This window comes from Streptomyces orinoci, from assembly GCF_003121295.1.
Classification (GTDB): domain Bacteria; phylum Actinomycetota; class Actinomycetes; order Streptomycetales; family Streptomycetaceae; genus Streptomyces; species Streptomyces orinoci.
Map to the genome: position 1 here is coordinate 222,612 of NZ_PHNC01000035.1, position 15,761 is coordinate 238,372.

Here is a 15,761-nt window from a genome sequence, read left to right on the forward strand (position 1 = left end):
CACCGGGGATGCCGGCGCCCGCACCCCCGAAAGCCCGTCAGGAGCCGCCGTCCCCGCGGATCAGCGCGAGCACCCCGTCCAGTTCGTCCGGCTTGACGAGCACATCGCGGGCCTTGGAGCCCTCGCTCGGACCCACGATGTTGCGCGACTCCATCAGGTCCATGAGCCTGCCCGCTTTGGCGAAGCCCACGCGCAATTTGCGCTGGAGCATGGAGGTCGAGCCGAACTGGGTGGAAACCACCAGCTCGGCGGCCTGGCACAACAGATCGAGGTCGTCACCGATGTCCTCGTCGATCTCCTTCTTCCGGGCGGAGCCGACCGTGACGCCCTCCCGGAAGACCGGCGCCATCTGCCGCTTGCAGTGCTCCACCACCGCGGCCACCTCGGCCTCGGTGACAAAGGCGCCCTGCATCCGGGTCGGCTTGCCGGCGCCCATCGGCAGGAAGAGGCCGTCGCCCTTGCCGATCAGCTTCTCGGCGCCCGGCTGGTCCAGGATGACCCGGCTGTCGGCCAGCGAGGAGGTGGCGAAGGCCAGCCGGGAGGGCACATTGGCCTTGATCAGGCCGGTGACCACATCGACCGAGGGCCGCTGGGTGGCCAGCACCAGGTGGATGCCGGCGGCCCGGGCGAGCTGGGTGATACGGACGATGGAGTCCTCGACGTCGCGCGGGGCCACCATCATCAGGTCCGCCAGCTCGTCCACGATCACCAACAGATAGGGGTACGGGGCCAGTTCGCGCCCGCTGCCCTCCGGAGGGCTCAGCTTTCCCTCGCGCACCGCCGCGTTGAAGTCGTCGATATGCCGGAAGCCATAGGCGGCCAGGTCGTCATAGCGCAGGTCCATCTCCCGCACCACCCATTGCAGCGCCTCGGCGGCCCGCTTGGGGTTGGTGATGATCGGCGTGATCAGGTGCGGAATGCCTTCATAGGCGTTGAGTTCGACGCGCTTGGGGTCGATCAGCACCATCCGGACATCCTCCGGGGTGGCGCGCACCATTACCGAGGTGATCAGGCAGTTGATGCAGGAGGACTTACCGGAACCGGTGGCTCCGGCGACCAGGATGTGCGGCATCTTGGTCAGATTGGCCATCACATAGCCGCCCTCGACATCCTTGCCCAGCGCCACCAGCATCGGGTGCTCGTCCCCGGCCGCGTCCGCCAGGCGCAGCACATCGCCGAGATTGACCATCTCCCGGTCGGTATTGGGGATTTCAATGCCCACGGCGGACTTGCCGGGAATGGGGCTGATGATCCGTACATCCGGACTGGCCACCGCATAGGCGATGTTCTTGGTGAGCGCGGTGATCCGCTCCACCTTCACCGCCGGGCCCAGCTCCACCTCATAGCGGGTGACCGTGGGGCCCCGGGTGAAGCCGGTGACCGCGGCGTCCACCTTGAACTCGGCGAAGACATTGGTCAGCGAGGCCACTATGGCGTCATTGGCGGCGCTGCGCGCCTTGCCCGGCCCGCCGCGCTCCAGCAGGTCCAGGGAGGGCAGGGCATAGGTGATGTCCCCGGCCAGCTGGAGCTGCTCGGCCCGGGCGGGCAGTCCCCCGGCCGGCTCGGGAGCGGGCTTGGTCAGATCGGGGACATAGCCCGGCCGCTCCCCCGAGTCCTCGACGCCCGGGTCCCCGGCCGCCGGCTTGGCCCCGGCGGCGGAACGGGCGGCCCTGGCGCCGCGCCCGGACGGCATCCCGGCCGCCGGCTCCTCCGCCGAGATGCCGCTGCTCAGGCCCGCGACCAGCGGCGAGGGCTGCACCCCGTGCAGCACCGCCCCGTCCAGGTCGGCGGCCGCGGCGGCGGCCAGGTCCACCGGGTCCGGCTCTCCGGCCGCCCGGCGGGGGCGGCGGCGCCGGGCGAGCGCCTGCTCCTCGGCCTCCTCCGCGCCGTCCGGCTCACCGGCAGGCGCCCGGCGGCCGCGGCGGACGGGCGCCTCACGCCACTCGGCGGTGGGCTCCGCCCCGTACTCACCGGGGTACTCGCCCGGCTCCGGCTCGATCACCCCGAGCCTTATCCCCGCCTGCCGCAGCCGCCGGGGAATGGCGTTGACCGGGGTGGCGGTGACCACCAGCAGCCCGAAGACGGTCAGCAGCACCAGCAGCGGCACCGCCAGCACCTCGCCGACCGTATAGACCAGCGGCTTGGCGGCGGCCCAGCCAATCAGACCGCCGGCGTTCTGCAGCGCCTGCGAGCCATCACCGCGCCCCGGCGAACCACAGGCCACATGCACCTGGCCGAGGATGCCGACGACCAGCGCGGAGAGCCCGATGACGATGCGTCCATTGGCCTCCGGCCGCTCGGGATGGCGGAACAGCCGTACCGCGATCACCGCCAGCAGTATCGGCACCACCAGATCGAGCCGCCCGAACGCCCCGGTGACCAGCATCTTCACCAGATCGCCCACCGGCCCCTGGAGATTGGACCAGGTACCGGCCGCGGTGATCAGGGCCAGGCCCAGCAGCAGCAGCGCCAGCCCGTCCTTGCGGTGCGCCGGGTCCAGGCGCTGGGCGCCGCGCCCCACGCCCCGGAAGGCGGCGCCCACTCCCCTGGCCACCCCGCGCCCGACCCGGCGGGCGCCGCCGGCCGGCGGGCGCTTGGCCGGCGCCTTGGCGGCGGGCTTTCTGGCGGGTGCCTTCTTGGCGGGCCGGGCGGCCGTCTTCTTGGCGGCGGGGGCGCGTCCGGCGCGCTGCTTGGAGTTGCCCGCCGTGCTCTGGGAACCCTTGCCGGACGTACGTGAGGCCATGGTGCCGAGGTTACCGTTGACGACGAGTGGTTACACCCGCGCCCACGCGTTCACCCATTCGTGTCGGCCCTTGCTGGTCATGCGGGTGACGCCACGTCAAACGGGTGAAGCCACCAGGGGCCGACGCGGCGTCAGGTCTCAGCTCTGCGAGGGCACCGGCGGCGCGCTGCTGCCCGTACCCGGCTCCAGGGCGTCCAGCGCCCGCCGCAGGCCGTTGAGCTTGCGCTCCAGATGGGCCGCGGTGGCCACCACACCCTGTCACCACGATGTCACTGCGCACATAGCGGAAACGTGGCAGCGGAGCGGAAAGTTCCCGGAATGCGGGGGTCGCACACCTCCTCGGACACGGTCTGTCAGCGGACAGTCGGAGGCCGCCCCTCCGACTGTCACTCAGCGCGCATCCACTGCTCCATCACCGACAACAGATGATCCGTATCGACCGGCTTGGTGACATAGTCGGAAGCCCCGGCGTCGATGCTCTTCTCCCGGTCGCCCTTCATCGCCTTGGCGGTCAGCGCGATGATGGGCAGGTCGGCGAACTGCGGCATCCTGCGGATCGCCGCCGTGGTCGCATAGCCGTCCATCTCCGGCATCATGATGTCCATCAGCACCACCACCACATCGTCGTGCTGCTCCAGGACCTCGATGCCCTCCCGGCCGTTCTCCGCGTAGAGCACGGTGAGCCCGTGCTGCTCCAGCACGCTGGTGAGGGCGAACACATTGCGGATGTCGTCATCGACGATCAGCACCTTCTCGCCGTGGAATTCCCGGCCCGCCGGCCGGGGCGCCGGCTCGGCCTGGGGCGCCGGAAGCTGCTCCGGTACGGCCGGGGCCTCGGCGGGCACCGTGTCCCCCTCCGCCGCCGGCCGACTGCTGCCCTGGGCGGCCCGCCGGCGGCGCAGGAACAGACCCGCGGCACCGCTGGGGAAGGCACCCGGACCACCGGCCGCCTCCGTCCCGGAAGCCTCCTGGCCCTCCTCGCCGTCCTGCCCGCCGGGCAGCAGCTGGCCCAGCCCCTCGGCGGTCAACTCCCCGGCGTTCAGCGGCAGATAGAGGGTGAAGGTGGAGCCCCGGCCGGGCTCGCTGGCGGCATGGATCTCACCGCCCAGCAGCCGGGCGATCTCCCGGCTGATCGACAGCCCCAGGCCGGTGCCGCCGTACTTGCGGCTGGTCGTCCCGTCCGCCTGCTTGAACGCCTCGAAGATCACCCGCATCTTGCTGGCCGCGATGCCGATCCCGGTGTCGGTCACCGAGAAGGCGATCAGATCGCCGTCCGGCTCACGCAACGCCCCGGCCTCCAGCAGCTGTTCACGGATGGAGTCCGGAACGTCCGTACCGGCCGGGCGGATCACCAGCTCCACCGCGCCGCTGTCGGTGAACTTCACCGCGTTGGACAGCAGATTGCGCAGCACCTGCAACAGCCGCTGCTCATCGGTGTGCAGGGTGGCCGGGAGCTCGGGCGAGACCCGTACCGAGAAGTCCAGCCCCTTCTCCGCGGTCAGCGGCCGGAAGGTGGCCTCCACATAGTCCACCAGCTGCACCAGGGCGATCCTGGACGGACTGACGTCCATCTTGCCCGCCTCCACCTTGGACAGGTCGAGGATGTCGTTGATCAGCTGGAGCAGATCCGAGCCCGCGCCATGGATGGTCTCGGCGAACTCCACCTGCTTGGGGGAGAGATTGCCCTCGGCGTTGTCGGCCAGCAACTTGGCCAGGATCAGCAGCGAGTTGAGCGGGGTGCGCAGCTCGTGCGACATATTGGCCAGGAACTCCGACTTGTAGCGCATGGAGACGGCGAGCTGTTCGGCCCGTTCCTCCAGCACCTGCCGGGCCTCCTCGATCTCGGTGTTCTTCACCTCGATGTCCCGGTTCTGCCGCGCCAGGCGCTCGGACTTCTCCTCCAGCTCGGCGTTGGACAGCTCCAGCGCCTTCTGCCGGTTCTCCAGCTCCGCGGAGCGCTCGCGCAGCTGCTCGGTCAGCTCCTGCGACTGCTTGAGCAGCACCTCGGTCTTGGTGTTGACGCTGATGGTGTTGACGCTGGTGCCGATCATCTCGGCGATCTGGCTGAGGAAGTCCTTCTGGATCTGGGTGAAGCGCTGGAAGGAGGCCAGCTCGATCACGCCCAGCACCTGGCCCTCGAACAGCACCGGCAGCACGATCACATGGGCGGGCGGGGCATCGCCCAGCCCGGAAGCGATCTTGAGGTAGCCCGGCGGCACATTCTCCACCAGGATGGTGCGCTTCTCCTTGGCCGCCGTGCCGATCAGCGCCTCGCCGGGCCGGAAGGAGGTGGGCATGGAGCCCATGGAGTAGCCGTAACTGCCCAGCATCCGCAGCTCGTAGTCGTCCTCGCCGCCATCGGCCTCCCCCACCGGCATGGCCAGGAAGAAGGCCCCGTGCTGTGCGGAGACCACCGGGGTCAGCTCGCTCATGATCAGCTGGGCCACGTCCTCCAGATCGCGGCGGCCCTGCATCAGACCCGAGATCCGGGCGAGGTTGCCCTTGAGCCAGTCCTGTTCCTTGTTGGCGAGGGTGGTCTCCCGGAGGTTGGCGATCATCGTGTTGATGTTGTCCTGGAGTTCCAGGATCTCGCCGGCCGCCGCCACATCGATCCGCAGATTGAGATCGCCGCGGGTCACCGCGGTGGCCACCTCGGCGATGGCCCGCACCTGACGGGTGAGGTTTCCGGCCATCTCATTGACGGACTCGGTGAGATCCCGCCAGACACCGGCCACATCGCGCACCCGCGCCTGGCCGCCCAGCTGCCCCTCGGTGCCCACCTCGCGGGCCACCCTGGTCACCTGGTCTGCGAACGAGGAGAGCTGATCGACCATGGTGTTGATGGTGGTCTTCAGCTGGAGGATCTCGCCCCGCGCATCGATGTCGATCTTCTTGGTGAGATCGCCCTGGGCGATGGCGGTGGTCACCATGGCGATATTGCGGACCTGGCCGGTGAGGTTGGAGGCCATGGAGTTCACCGATTCGGTGAGGTCCTTCCAGGTCCCGCTGACGCCCGGGACGCGGGCCTGGCCGCCCAGGATGCCGTCGGTGCCGACCTCCCGGGCCACCCGGGTCACCTCGTCCGCGAAGGACGACAGGGTGGTCACCATGGTGTTGACGGTGTCGGCGAGCTGGGCGACCTCGCCGCGCGCCTCCACGGTGACCTTCTTGGTCAGATCGCCGTTGGCCACCGCCGCCGCGACCTGCGAGATGTTACGGACCTGCGAAGTCAGGTTGTTGGCCATCAGGTTGACGTTGTCGCTGAGGTCCTTCCAGATGCCGGTGACATCACGCACCCGCGCCTGGCCGCCCAACTGGCCCTCGGTACCGACCTCGCGGGCCACCCTGGTCACCTGCTCGGCGAAGTCCGAGAGCTGGTCCACCATGGTGTTCACGGTGGTGACCAGTTCCAGGATCTCGCCCTTGGCATCGACCGTGATCTTCTTGGAGAGGTCGCCCTTGGCGACCGCCGTGGTCACCTCGGCGATATTGCGCACCTGCGAAGTCAGGTTGTTCGCCATGAAGTTGACGGACTGGGTGAGGTCCTTCCAGGTGCCGGAGACGCCCTGCACCTCGGCCTGGCCGCCCAGGATGCCCTCGGTGCCCACCTCCCGGGCCACCCGGGTCACCTGGTCCGCGAAGGCGGAGAGCTGGTCCACCATGGTGTTCAGGGTGTTCTTCAGCTCCAGGATCTCGCCCCGGGCGTCCACATCGATCTTCTGCGACAGATCACCGCGCGCCACCGCCGTGGCGACCTGGGCGATATTGCGGACCTGGGTGGTGAGATTACCCGCCATCCCATTGACCGAGTCGGTCAGATCGCGCCAGACACCGGCCACCCCGGGCACCTGGGCCTGACCGCCGAGCCGCCCTTCGGTGCCCACCTCCCGGGCCACCCTGGTCACCTGCTCGGCGAAGGCGGAGAGCTGATCCACCATGGTGTTGATGGTGTTCTTCAGCTCCAGGATCTCGCCCCGGGCATCGACGTCGATCTTCTGCGACAGATCACCGCGCGCCACCGCCGTGGTCACCTGGGCAATCTGCCGCACCTGCGAAGTGAGGTTCCCGGCCATGAAGTTGACCGAGTCGGTCAGCTCCTTCCAGGTGCCGCTGACTCCGGGCACCCGGGCCTGGCCGCCCAGCCGTCCCTCGGTACCCACGTCCCGGGCCATCCGGGTCACCTGGTCGGCGAAGGAGGACAGCTGGTCCACCATCGTATTGACGGTGTTCTTCAACTGGAGCATCTCACCGGAGACTTCGACGGTGACCTTCTGCCCCAGATCGCCATTGGCCACCGCCGTGGTCACCTGGGCGATATTGCGCACCTGGCCGGTGAGATTGCGGAAAGCCGTGTTCACCGAATCGGTCAGGTCCTTCCAGGTCCCCGCCGCACCCGGCACCTGCGCCTGACCGCCCAGCTCGCCCTCGACCCCGATCTCCCGGGCCACCCGGGTCACTTCGCCGCTGAACGACTGGAGCTGGTCCACCATGGAATTCACGGTGTTCTTCAACTCCAGCATTTCGCCGGACACATCGACGGTGACCTTCTGCCCCAGATCACCATTGGCCACCGCCGTCGTCACCTGGGCGATGTCCCGCACCTGGCCGGTGAGATTACGGAACGCCGTGTTCACCGAATCGGTCAGGTCCTTCCAGGTCCCCGCCGCACCCGGCACCTGCGCCTGACCGCCCAGCAGGCCCTGGAAGCCGACCTCGCTGGCCACCCGCGTCACCTCGTCGGCGAAGGTACGCAGCGTCTCGGTCATCTGGTTGATGGTCTCGGCCAGCTGCGCCACCTCACCGCGGGCGCTCACCGTGACCTTCTGCGACAGATCGCCGTTGGCGACCGCGGTGGTCACCTGGGCGATGCCGCGCACCTGCGCGGTGAGGTTGCCGGCCATCAGATTGACCGAGTCGGTCAGGTCCTTCCAGACCCCGGCCACCCCCGGCACCTGCGCCTGGCCGCCCAGCTCGCCCTCGGTGCCCACCTCCCGGGCCACCCGGGTCACCTCGGAGGCAAAGGAGGACAGCTGGTCCACCATGGTGTTGACGGTGTTCTTCAGCTCCAGCATCTCCCCGGCCACATGGACCGTGACCTTCCGGGAGAGATCACCCTTGGCCACCGCCGTGGTCACCAGGGCGATATCCCGCACCTGGGCGGTCAGCCGGGAGGCCATGGTGTTGACCGAGTCGGTCAGGTCCTTCCAGGAGCCCGACATCCCGCGCACCCGCGCCTGCCCGCCGAGCTTGCCCTCGGTGCCCACCTCGCTGGCCACCCGGGTCACCTCGTCGGTGAACGCCGAGAGCTGGTCCACCAGCCCGTTGACGGTCCGCCCGACCTTGAGGAACTCGCCGCGCAGCGGGTGCGCCGCCCCGTCCGCGCCCTGGGCCCGCAGATCCATCCGCTGTTCCAGGTCGCCCTCGGCCACCGCCGACAGCACCCGGCCCACCTCGGAGACCGGCCGCACCAGATCGTCCACCAGGGCGTTGGCCGCCTCCACCGCGCTGGACCAGGCGCCCTCACAGGCCCCCACCTCCAGCCGCTCGGTGAGCTTGCCCTCCCGGCCGACCACCCGCCGTACCCGGGCCAGCTCCCCGGTGAGCTGGAGATTGCGGTCGGCGACCTCATTGAAGACGGCGGCGATCTCGGAGAGCACCCCGTCTCCGGAGACCGTCAGCCGCTTGCGGAAATTGCCGTCCCGCATGGCTTCCAGCGCCGACAGCAGCCGGTGCAGGACGGCGGTGTCCACCTCCGTCGTGCCATTGGGCCGGGACCGTCCGCCCTTGGCGCGCGTGCTTACGCTCCGCGCCGCTCCGCCAGACTCCACCGTCGGTCCCTCCCGCAGGGTCGCTGATCCTCGCCGGGTTTCGTTTCCAGCCTGCCCAGTGTTTCACCGGCCCACCGGGGCGGCTGCCCGTCAGAGGGTAACGAGACGGCACGGCCCCCATTGAAGCCGGACCGCAACGCCGGGCAACCGCCGCCCGCCGACGGGCCGCACAGCCTACGACGCCTCGCATGCCACGGCAGCATCGCACCATGACAAAGGAAAGCGTGTGCGAGATGTGGTCCCCGTCATTCACTCCCGGATTAACCGGCTCTGTTCCCCACCGCCCCGGGCAACGGTTTAGCCTGGCGGACGAATCGATGTCTTGGAATCGGGCACAGGACTCGGGGGAGCGATGAGAGGCCAATGGGGAGTGCTGTGATCACCGCGCGGGCTGCCGCCACTTTCGAGCCGGTCGGACGTTCGGTCGCCGCCGCCCGCGCATTCGTCAGGGACACACTCCAGGGCTGGGGATTTCCCGACATCATCGATGACGCCGTCGTACTGACCAGCGAACTGGTCACCAATGCCGTGGTGCACGCGGGCACCGCCGCCGATGTGCTCTGTGTACGGGCCGACGGCGGCGTCCGCATCGAAGTCTCCGACCGCTACCCCGAACGTGAGCTTCCGGTACAGAACCCCGGCAGCCGGCCCGGCGGGCTGGACCGCGAGGGCGGCCGCGGCCTGCTGCTGTGCACCGCGCTGGCCGCACACTGGGGAGTCGAATACACCTCCACCCATAAAAAGGTGTGGTTCCGGCTCGATGTGGACGACCGTCCCGCCGGCACCCGCTCCGCCGGCCCCGCGCTCCCCGCCGAGGCCCTGCCGCCGGCCGACTCCCGGGTCCGGGTCGCCGTGGTCCAGATCGACCGCAGCGGCGCCGTCAGCGCCTGGAACGACGACGCCGAGCACCTCTTCGGCTACCCCGCCGACCAGGTCAAGGGCAAACCGCTGGCCGACTTCGCCGCCTGGCCGCACACCCCCGGCACCGCCACCGGCATCGCCGAGGCACTGTGCCTGTCCCGCTGGGAGGGCTCCTACGGCATAAGGGGCGCCGATGGCCGCGTCATCCCCGTCTACGCCTCCCACCTGCGGGTACGCGATACCGAGGGCGCCCCCTCCACCGTCTGTCTGCTGGTGCGCGACGACGAGCGCGCGGTGCTCCAGAGCCCCCAGCGCCCATCGGCCGACGCCAATGCCGGCGAACGCGGCTCCGCCGACCCCTTCGAGGTCTTCATCGGCTCCCCCGCCCCCGACGACCTGGACGGCCTGCTCCAGCGCACCGTGGAACGCGCCCGCGACATGCTCGACGGCGACGCCGCCTATCTGCTGCTGGCCACCGACGACGAGACCGAACTGGAAGTACGCGCCTCCACCGGCCTGCCCTCCGCCCGCCAGCGCTTCGCCCGGGTCCCCGTTGAGGCCGGCGCCGGACGCTATGGCTCCGCCCGGCTGCCCTCCGTCCATGACGACCTCAGCGCCATCCCCGGCGCGGTACCCCTGCTCGACGACACCGGAATGCGCTCGGTGGTCACCGTTCCGCTGAAGGTGGAGGGCCGGCTCACCGGCTCCCTCGGCGTGGCCGCCGAGGCACCGCACCGCTATGGCAACGAGGAGGCGCTGCGGCTGCAGTTCGCCGCCGACCGGATCGCCCTGGCCGTGGAGTCCGCCCGGCTGGGCGAGCTGGAGCGGCTGCGCCGCGGCTCACTGTCCTTCCTGGTCGAAGCCTCCGACCTGCTGGCGGGCACCCTGGACCGGGACCAGACGCTGGCCCTGATGGCCCAGATGACCGTGCCCACCCTGGCCACCTGGTGCGCCGTCTACACCATCGCCGACCAGTCCTCCGAGCCCGAGCTCTCCTATGTCCTGCACGAGGACGAGGACCTCATCGACGGGCTCAAGGCCCTGCTGGCCAAGGTGGACCCGCCGGAGCCCGTCCCCACCCCCGGCGCCCGGGTATGGACCGCGCCCGCCGAGGCGGCCCGGGCCAAGGACTTCCGCGCCACCCTGCGCGACCTGGGCCTGACCGAGCCCGACCGGCACCATGCCACGGCCTCCGGGATCTCCCTGGCCACCGCCTCCGCCGTCGGCGGCGAGACCGTGGTGCTGCCGCTGGTGGCTCGTAACCGCGTCATCGGCATGCTCACCCTGGGCAAGCCGACCGACGACCACTTCCGCCAGGAGATCCTGGAGCTCGCCGAGGACCTCTCCCGCCGGGCCGCGCTCGCCCTGGACAACTCCCGGCTCTACAGCGAGCGCACCGCCATCAGCCAGAGCCTCCAGCGCAGCCTGCTGCCGCCCGGCATGCCGGACATCCCCGGAGTGGAGGTCGAGGTCATCTACCGGGCCGCCGGCGAGGGCAACGAGGTCGGCGGCGACTTCTATGACGTCTTCCCCATCCGTGACGGCGCCTATGGCTTCGCCATCGGCGATGTCTGCGGCACCGGCCCGGAAGCCGCCGCGGTCACCGGCCTGGCCCGGCACGCCCTGCGCCTGCTGGCCCGGGAAGGCTTCGGCGGCCCCGCCGTCCTGGAGCGGCTCAACGCCGCCATCCTGGACGAGGGCGCCCGCAGCCGCTTCCTCACCCTCCTCTACGGCGAGCTCTGGCCGCAGCAGGACGGCAGCGCCCTGCTGAAGGTGGTCTGCGCAGGCCACCCGCTGCCGCTGCGCCTGCGCCAGGACGGCAGCGTGGAACCGGCCGCGGACCCGCAGCCGCTGCTGGGTGTGATGGACGACCTGGAGCTCTACGAGCAGACGGTCACCCTGGACCCGGGCGATGTGCTGCTGTGTGTCACCGACGGCGTCACCGAGCGCCGGGAGGGCAGCCGGATGCTGGGCGACGACGGCCTGACCGAGGTCCTCACCACCTGCACCGGACTCACCGCCGGCGCGGTCGCCGCCCGGGTGCTGCGGGCGGTGGAGCGCTTCGCCGCCGAGCCCGCCTCGGACGATATGGCCATCCTCGCCATGCGCGTCCCGGAGCACCCGCAGCAGTGAACTCCCCTGCCGGCAACTCCCCTGCCAGACATGGCAGAAGGCCCTCACCGGAATCCGGTGAGGGCCTTCTGTTTCAGAGCCCCAAAACGGAATCGAACCGTTGACCTTCTCCTTACCATGGAGACGCTCTGCCGACTGAGCTATTGGGGCCGGCAACGAGATAAAGCATACCCGATCTCGTACGTGCTTTTGACCAGCTAGGCGGCCACCGGCAGCAGACCCCCCAGCCCATTGCACAGCGACACCATCCGGCGCAGCTCACGCCGGGACATTCCCTCCTCCACGGGGAGCGCCAGGCAGTCATCGGCGGCGCGCTCGGTCTCCGGCAGCCGTAGTTCACACCGGTACGCCGGAGTTCGGTGCACGGGGGTCTGTACGGGCACCCGGCAGCGCACGCCCCGGGCGCGCAGGGCACGGGCGAACGCGTCCCGGTCCGGGCGGCCATTGCCGGGCACCCGGACCACATAGGAGTGGTAGCTGTGCGCAACTCCGGTCGGCACCCGGGGAGTTATGACTCCGGTCAGCCGGGCGTCCAGGTATGCGGCATGCTGCCGGCGGCGGTGCACGGCATCGGCGTCGGCCGGCGCCTGCTCAATGTCCTCGGTGTGCTCGATGACCGCCAACTCCCTGGGGGAGGCGAGGGCTTGAAGAGCCGCCAGGTCGGCCGGGTACCCGAAGAGACCGACCGGCACAATGGCGGCGGTGCGCTCGGAAAGCGCCCTGAGCACGGCCGCCGGATCCAGACAGAGGCTCCACGGGTCGATGTCCGCGAAGACGGGACGGGCCCCCGTACTCCGCACCGCCTCGGCAGCCCCCGCGGTCGCGTACGAGGGCACCACGACCTCGTCACCGAATCCCACACCCGCCGCCCGAAGCAGCTCCGCTGTCCCCATACCTGCGGATGGTGGACGCGGTACGTTAACCCCGGGTGACGCTCCGCACCGACTCTTGGAAACAAAAAAGCTCTGTTGTCTGAACCGGAGTCCAGACAACAGAGCTTTTCTGAATGATTGTTCGGCGGCGTCCTACTCTCCCACACGGTCCCCCATGCAGTACCATCGGCGCTGAAAGGCTTAGCTTCCGGGTTCGGAATGTTACCGGGCGTTTCCCTAACGCAATGACCACCGAAACACTATGAAACAGACAACCGGCTTTTGGTTGTTCGTGGTTTCAGAACCAACACAGTGGACGCGAGCAACTGAGGACAAGCCCTCGGCCTATTAGTACCAGTCAGCTCCAACCGTTACCGGTCTTCCACACCTGGCCTATCAACCCAGTCGTCTACTGGGAGCCTTACCCCATCAAGTGGGTGGGAGCCCTCATCTCGAAGCAGGCTTCCCGCTTAGATGCTTTCAGCGGTTATCCCTCCCGAACGTAGCCAACCAGCCATGCCCTTGGCAGGACAACTGGCACACCAGAGGTTCGTCCGTCCCGGTCCTCTCGTACTAGGGACAGCCCTTCTCAAGACTCCTACGCGCACAGCGGATAGGGACCGAACTGTCTCACGACGTTCTAAACCCAGCTCGCGTACCGCTTTAATGGGCGAACAGCCCAACCCTTGGGACCGACTCCAGCCCCAGGATGCGACGAGCCGACATCGAGGTGCCAAACCATCCGTCGATATGGACTCTTGGGGAAGATCAGCCTGTTATCCCCGGGGGTACCTTTTATCCGTTGAGCGACGGCGCTTCCACAAGCCACCGCCGGATCACTAGTCCCGACTTTCGTCCCTGCTCGACCCGTCGGTCTCACAGTCAAGCTCCCTTGTGCACTTACACTCAACACCTGATTACCAACCAGGCTGAGGGAACCTTTGGGCGCCTCCGTTACCCTTTAGGAGGCAACCGCCCCAGTTAAACTACCCACCAGACACTGTCCCTGATCCGGATCACGGACCCAGGTTAGACATCCAGCACGACCAGAGTGGTATTTCAACGACGACTCCACACACACTGGCGTGCATGCTTCACAGTCTCCCACCTATCCTACACAAGCCGAACCGAACACCAATATCAAGCTATAGTAAAGGTCCCGGGGTCTTTCCGTCCTGCTGCGCGAAACGAGCATCTTTACTCGTAGTGCAATTTCACCGGGCCTATGGTTGAGACAGTCGAGAAGTCGTTACGCCATTCGTGCAGGTCGGAACTTACCCGACAAGGAATTTCGCTACCTTAGGATGGTTATAGTTACCACCGCCGTTTACTGGCGCTTAAGTTCTCAGCTTCGCCCCACCGAAATGGAGCTAACCGGTCCCCTTAACGTTCCAGCACCGGGCAGGCGTCAGTCCGTATACATCGCCTTACGGCTTCGCACGGACCTGTGTTTTTAGTAAACAGTCGCTTCTCGCTGGTCTCTGCGGCCACACCCAGCTCAGAGAGCGTGTCTCATCACCGGACATGGCCCCCCTTCTCCCGAAGTTACGGGGGCATTTTGCCGAGTTCCTTAACCATAGTTCACCCGAACGCCTCGGTATTCTCTACCTGACCACCTGAGTCGGTTTAGGGTACGGGCCGCCATGAAACTCGCTAGAGGCTTTTCTCGACAGCATAGGATCATCCACTTCACCACAATCGGCTCGGCATCAGGTCTCAGACTATATGTCACGCGGATTTGCCTACGTGACGTCCTACCACCCTTACCCCGGGACAACCACCGCCCGGGCTGGACTACCTTCCTGCGTCACCCCATCGCTCACCTACTACAGGTCTGGTCCGTCGGCTCCACCACTCCCCCTCAACTCCGAAGAGATCAGGGCGGCTTCACGGACTTAGCATCGCCTGGTTCAGCGCTGGCGCTTCAAAGCGGGTACCGGAATATCAACCGGTTGTCCATCGACTACGCCTGTCGGCCTCGCCTTAGGTCCCGACTTACCCTGGGCAGATCAGCTTGACCCAGGAACCCTTAGTCAATCGGCGCAAGAGTTTCCCACTCTTGTATCGCTACTCATGCCTGCATTCTCACTCGTGAACCGTCCACAACTACCTTCCGGCGCTGCTTCACCCGGCACACGACGCTCCCCTACCCATCACAGCAGACGTTGGTCCTTATGCTGCAATGACACGACTTCGGCGGTACGCTTGAGCCCCGCTACATTGTCGGCGCGGAATCACTTGACCAGTGAGCTATTACGCACTCTTTCAAGGGTGGCTGCTTCTAAGCCAACCTCCTGGTTGTCTCTGCGACTCCACATCCTTTCCCACTTAGCGTACGCTTAGGGGCCTTAGTCGATGCTCTGGGCTGTTTCCCTCTCGACCATGGAGCTTATCCCCCACAGTCTCACTGCCGCGCTCTCACTTACCGGCATTCGGAGTTTGGCTAAGGTCAGTAACCCGGTAGGGCCCATCGCCTATCCAGTGCTCTACCTCCGGCAAGAAACACACGACGCTGCACCTAAATGCATTTCGGGGAGAACCAGCTATCACGGAGTTTGATTGGCCTTTCACCCCTAACCACAGGTCATCCCCCAGGTTTTCAACCCTTGTGGGTTCGGTCCTCCACGACCTCTTACAGCCGCTTCAACCTGCCCATGGCTAGATCACTCCGCTTCGGGTCTTGGGCGCGCTACTCTGGTCGCCCTATTCGGACTCGCTTTCGCTACGGCTTCCCCACACGGGTTAACCTCGCAACACACCGCAAACTCGCAGGCTCATTCTTCAAAAGGCACGCAGTCACGACCGCCAAGCAAGCTTGACGGCGACGCTCCCATGGCTTGTAGGCACACGGTTTCAGGTACTATTTCACTCCGCTCCCGCGGTACTTTTCACCATTCCCTCACGGTACTATCCGCTATCGGTCACCAGGGAATATTTAGGCTTAAYGGGTGGTCCCGCCAGATTCACACGGGATTTCTCGGGCCCCGTGCTACTTGGGTGTCGCACAGCAAGCCGCTGATGTTTCAGCTACGGGGGTCTTACCCTCTACGCCGGGCCTTTCGCATGCCCTTCGCCTACATCAACGGTTTCTGACTCGCCCCAGCCGGCAGACTGATGAAGTGCGATCCCACAACCCCGCATACGCAACCCCTGCCGGGTATCACACGCATACGGTTTGGCCTCATCCGGTTTCGCTCGCCACTACTCCCGGAATCACGGTTGTTTTCTCTTCCTGCGGGTACTGAGATGTTTCACTTCCCGCGTTCCCTCCATACTGCCTATGTGTTCAGCAGTAGGTGACAGCCCATGACGACTGCCGGGTTT

The 15,761-nt window shown here is 67.3% G+C and carries 4 protein-coding genes, 1 tRNA gene, 2 rRNA genes and 1 pseudogene; 1 reads left to right on the forward strand and 7 read right to left on the reverse strand.

Annotated features, from left to right (window positions below):
- Positions 1 to 37 precede the first annotated feature (37 nt).
- From CV755_RS32270 to CV755_RS32280, 3 genes and pseudogenes are all read right to left on the reverse strand, one after another.
- Positions 38 to 2,743 (reverse strand): DNA translocase FtsK, encoded by a 2,706-nt coding sequence (locus tag CV755_RS32270; RefSeq protein ID WP_109284297.1) that lies wholly within the window; start codon positions 2,741 to 2,743, stop codon positions 38 to 40.
- Between the two features lie 138 nt (positions 2,744 to 2,881).
- Positions 2,882 to 2,992 (reverse strand): annotated as a pseudogene (locus CV755_RS32275) (response regulator); the annotation flags it as partial.
- A gap of 137 nt (positions 2,993 to 3,129) precedes the next feature.
- Positions 3,130 to 8,571 (reverse strand): HAMP domain-containing protein, encoded by a 5,442-nt coding sequence (locus tag CV755_RS32280; protein WP_109284299.1) that lies wholly within the window; start codon positions 8,569 to 8,571, stop codon positions 3,130 to 3,132.
- Between the two features lie 375 nt (positions 8,572 to 8,946).
- Between CV755_RS32280 and CV755_RS32285 the strand changes: the two genes are divergently transcribed.
- Positions 8,947 to 11,565, forward strand: a complete 2,619-nt coding sequence (locus CV755_RS32285) for a SpoIIE family protein phosphatase (protein WP_422070623.1) — start codon at positions 8,947 to 8,949, stop codon at positions 11,563 to 11,565.
- Between the two features lie 77 nt (positions 11,566 to 11,642).
- Here the strand turns inward: CV755_RS32285 and CV755_RS32290 are convergent.
- The 4 genes from CV755_RS32290 to CV755_RS32305 all read right to left on the reverse strand — a co-directional run.
- Positions 11,643 to 11,715 (reverse strand) — tRNA-Thr (locus CV755_RS32290).
- 47 nt (positions 11,716 to 11,762) lie between these two features.
- The gene (locus CV755_RS32295; RefSeq protein ID WP_109284303.1) at positions 11,763 to 12,458 is read right to left on the reverse strand and encodes a DegT/DnrJ/EryC1/StrS family aminotransferase; all 696 of its coding nucleotides are present in this window, start codon (positions 12,456 to 12,458) and stop codon (positions 11,763 to 11,765) included.
- Positions 12,459 to 12,577: 119 nt separating this feature from the next.
- Positions 12,578 to 12,694 (reverse strand): 5S ribosomal RNA (gene rrf / locus CV755_RS32300).
- Between the two features lie 71 nt (positions 12,695 to 12,765).
- Positions 12,766 to 15,761 (reverse strand): 23S ribosomal RNA (locus tag CV755_RS32305); the annotation flags it as partial.